The sequence below is a fragment of the Acetobacter papayae JCM 25143 genome, from assembly GCF_000613285.1.
GTDB classification, from domain to species: Bacteria; Pseudomonadota; Alphaproteobacteria; order Acetobacterales; family Acetobacteraceae; genus Acetobacter; species Acetobacter papayae.
Genome location: NZ_BAIN01000167.1, coordinates 1 through 660, shown reverse-complemented (window position 1 = coordinate 660; position 660 = coordinate 1). Strand labels below are relative to the sequence as shown.

The window sequence follows — 660 nt, the reverse complement described above, 5'->3', positions numbered from 1 at the left end:
CCGTTGCCGCCGGGGCGGCTTCCTGCGCCCGCGCCGTGCTGCTCACGGCCACAGGGGCCGAAACCGCCAGCACCAGCGCCAGCATGGACACGGCAGGACCAGAAACGGAAGAACGAGGCACCCTGATCATCTTAATCTAAATCCTTACTGCTGCGACCCGCACCGTTCCCGGCCGGCCATCATGGTCATTTTCTTGTTCGCGGGCGGTCCGTGCCGGACAGGCCCACATCAGTCATCCAGCCGGAAACGGATCACATACACCTTGTGCAGTTCCTTCACCGGCACGCCATTACGCTCGGCCGGGCGGTAACGGGCCCGGGCCAGATAATCCATCGCCGAGCGCACGAAGGCCTGCCCGCCGGACACCGACTGCACATGGCAGTTGCTGGTCATACCCGTGACTTCCACATCGCAGACGAGGGTCACGCGGCCTTCGATATTTTCTTCCTCCATCTCAGGCGGATAGACGGGCTGCACGTTATTCAGCGGCGAGGAGCCAGCCGAGGTATCGGGCACATCCGGCGCGGGAGAAGGCGGAGCCTGTGTCGTATGGCGCTGCGGCGGCGTGGGGGCCTTGGGCGGCGTGCGCGTGACATGCTGCATCGGTGGCTTGGGCGGCGGCGTCTCGATTTTGGGCGGCGGAAAGTAGAGGCGGGGGCG

At 65.5% G+C, this 660-nt stretch carries 1 protein-coding gene; it reads right to left on the bottom strand.

The window, feature by feature from the left end; translation table 11 throughout:
- Positions 1-228 precede the first annotated feature (228 nt).
- The coding region (locus JCM25143_RS15215) for an energy transducer TonB (protein ID WP_025861866.1) at positions 229-660 on the bottom strand (432 nt) is incomplete at its 5' end.